Annotated in this window: 4 protein-coding genes; 2 read left to right on the top strand and 2 right to left on the bottom strand. The window is 38.3% G+C overall.

What is annotated here, in order from left to right; all coding sequences use genetic code 11:
- Window positions 1-428 precede the first annotated feature (428 nt).
- The gene (locus I6E85_RS20695; protein ID WP_024591294.1) at window positions 429-974 is read left to right on the top strand and encodes a gamma carbonic anhydrase family protein; all 546 of its coding nucleotides are present in this window, start codon (window positions 429-431) and stop codon (window positions 972-974) included.
- Here the strand turns inward: I6E85_RS20695 and I6E85_RS20690 are convergent.
- Window positions 966-1,220 (bottom strand): DUF1488 family protein, encoded by a 255-nt coding sequence (locus I6E85_RS20690; protein WP_007584142.1) that lies wholly within the window; start codon window positions 1,218-1,220, stop codon window positions 966-968. The genes I6E85_RS20695 and I6E85_RS20690 overlap by 9 nt on opposite strands.
- Complete coding sequence (gene aroE / locus I6E85_RS20685) at window positions 1,217-2,041, bottom strand: shikimate dehydrogenase (RefSeq protein ID WP_024591293.1); 825 nt, start codon at window positions 2,039-2,041, stop codon at window positions 1,217-1,219. The genes I6E85_RS20690 and aroE overlap by 4 nt, the downstream gene beginning before the upstream one ends.
- A 53-nt stretch (window positions 2,042-2,094) precedes the next feature.
- On the opposite strand from aroE, the gene I6E85_RS20680 reads away from it, so the two are divergent.
- Complete coding sequence (locus tag I6E85_RS20680) at window positions 2,095-2,532, top strand: group II truncated hemoglobin (RefSeq protein WP_004335148.1); 438 nt, start codon at window positions 2,095-2,097, stop codon at window positions 2,530-2,532.
- Window positions 2,533-2,667 lie beyond the last annotated feature (135 nt).

The following is a 2,667-nucleotide window of genomic DNA, read 5'->3' as shown; positions in this document are numbered from 1 at the left end:
TTGGCTGTTAGAACTCAATCTGTACGAGTGCCCACACAGATGATTGCTTTATATTGTTAAAGAACGTTTTGAGTCGCTTTAGCGTCTCAAGGGATGCGAATAATACACCCTTTATTTTTCGAGTCAACACTTAGTTTTAAACTTTCTTTCGATAATTTAAAACCGAAGTTTTATTTAACTTTCTGAGTAGTTCGTGCCTCGCTATGCTTCAGCGTTTCCCGTCTCAGTGGGGTCGCATTATAGGGAGAACAGATTTTTACGCAAGTACTTTTTTAAAGAAAAAGTAAAAAAAGATGCTGTTCGGTCAGTATCTGAACTAAACCCCCTGAAACTGATAGTTTTGTAACCAAACGGCGCCTTTTATGGTACAAAAATAACCTTGCTGATACACTCAAATACTAATAATCATGATCTAAAAGGCACTAACTATGGCAATTCGTTCTTATAAAGGTGTTACTCCTTCATTTAATTCGTCTGTTTATATTGATGAGTCATCGGTTTTGGTTGGTAACATTACTTTAGGTGATAATAGTAGTGTGTGGCCGTTAGTAGCTGCACGTGGTGATGTTAACTATATACGTATTGGTAAACGCTCCAATATACAAGATGGCAGTGTATTGCATTTATCTCGTGCAACTAAAAGCAATCCTGATGGTTACCCACTTATTATAGGTGACGATGTAACTGTTGGTCATAAGGTAATGTTGCATGGATGCGTACTAGGAGATCGTATACTTGTGGGTATGGGCGCTATCATTATGGATAACGTGGTTGTTGAAGATGATGTAATTATAGGCGGCGGCTCTTTGGTGCCTCCAAACAAGCGTTTAGAGTCTGGTTACTTATATGTAGGAAGTCCAGCTAAGCAAGCCCGCCCTCTTACAGAGCAAGAACTTGCCTTCTTAAAAATATCTGCCGATAACTATGTATCACTTAAAGATGAATACTTAGCTGAAATCGATAACTTAAGTTAATAAGCTTACTTCAATTTGGCCTGCCGAGTTATAGCTCTCTTCTTCGATAAGCTCCTCGGCACGTTCTTCGTAATCAAAACGATACTTTTCAAAATACTCTGTTGCGTGACTTTCGTCTGTTAATTTAAGTGTATTTACTTCTATTATACATTCCACCAGCATGCCACTAACTTGTGCAAAAAAAACTAACTGATGATCGGGCTCTCTAAACTCTAGCCTATCTATAAACTGTATTGCCTGATTCATTTAAGCATTCCTTGTTTGAGTGCATCAACGACGGGAAGTATTTTTGGCATTTTGTTACGCCATACATAATATGCTTGAGCAGCTTGACCAACTAACATTCCACTGCCATCTAAAAGCTTAGCGTTAATATTATGCTGTGCAACCCAATTCATAAAAATGGTATTTTGCAATGAATAAAACATGTCATAAGCGACTTCACAGTTAGTTATGTGTTTTTCATCAAGAGCTGGAAGCTCATTATTCATACTGCTAGATGTAGAGTTTATAATTAGTGAGTAATCGCTTACTGGTAAATCATCAAAGCCAAAGCCAGATACTGGTCCATATTGAGTAAACAGCTCTGCGAGTTCTTTAGCTTTTTGTGCTGTGCGATTAACTATTATTATTTCCTGAGGGTTATGCTCTAACAAAGGTAAAATAACCCCTCGAGCAGCACCGCCCGCACCTATGATTAAAATGCGTTTATTAGTTATGGCTACTTCATTAGCGACTAAATCATTTACAAAGCCCACACCATCGGTGTTATCACCGAGTAATGTGCCATCATCTCGTTTTTTTAATGTATTAACAGCCCCTACAATTTTAGCTAATGGCGTAAGCTCATCGGCCATTGCATAGGCTTGCTCTTTAAATGGCATTGTAACGTTAGCACCAACACCACCTTGCTCAAAAAAAGACAATACTGTTTTTTCAAAGTTATCGATAGGTGTTAATATTGCGCGATAGTCGATTTGCTCACCCAGTGATACAGCAAATTGTTTATGTATCGCGGGGGATTTTGAATGTTTAATTGGATTTCCAAAAACCGCATATTTGTCCATTTTAAAGCAACCTCTTTGCAGCTATATACTGCCTATTAACGATGATAAGTAATATGATTAAACGACTTTTTTCTAAATCTAAGCCAGCTCCTGAGCAACAGGCTCCTACTCCTGAAAAAACACCGTATGAAATAATAGGTGGAGAGAAAGGGGCGCGAGCTATCTCCAATCGATTCTACGACATAATGGAGTCAGATGAATACGCTAAACCGTTATATGATATGCATCCTCTGCCATTAGATCGAATTCGCCAAGTATTTTTTGAATTTTTATCTGGTTGGTTAGGCGGGCCAAACCTATTTACTGAAAAACATGGCCAGCCAATGCTACGTAAAAGGCATATGCCTTTTACTGTAGATAAAGCATTGCGCGATCAATGGATGTACTGCATGAATAAAACGCTGGATATAGAAATAGACAATCCGTTGTTACGTGAAGGCTTAAAGCAATCATTCTCTCAACTAGCAACGCATATGATCAATCAGCATTAAATTTGTATTTAGCCACAATGCAAAAAGGCGCTAATTAGCTGTCTCTTGATCACAAGTTTGACTCAAGAGATTTTGCTAAATCGTAGCCTTCCAGGATGGCTTGTAACTTAAGCCATCCTTGCCATAACACTTTCA

The organism is Pseudoalteromonas sp. NZS71, assembly GCF_015864715.1.
Taxonomy (GTDB): domain Bacteria; phylum Pseudomonadota; class Gammaproteobacteria; order Enterobacterales; family Alteromonadaceae; genus Pseudoalteromonas; species Pseudoalteromonas arctica.
Note: the sequence above shows the minus strand (reverse complement) of the source record. Positions and strands in the feature narration are given on the sequence as shown.

Coding starts and splice junctions, on each gene's coding strand:
- I6E85_RS20695 (WP_024591294.1), top strand. CDS start 429: ATGGCAATTCGTTCTTATAAAGGTGTTACTCCTTCATTTAATTCGTCT.
- I6E85_RS20690 (WP_007584142.1), bottom strand. CDS start 1,220: ATGAATCAGGCAATACAGTTTATAGATAGGCTAGAGTTTAGAGAGCCC.
- aroE (WP_024591293.1), bottom strand. CDS start 2,041: ATGGACAAATATGCGGTTTTTGGAAATCCAATTAAACATTCAAAATCC.
- I6E85_RS20680 (WP_004335148.1), top strand. CDS start 2,095: ATGATTAAACGACTTTTTTCTAAATCTAAGCCAGCTCCTGAGCAACAG.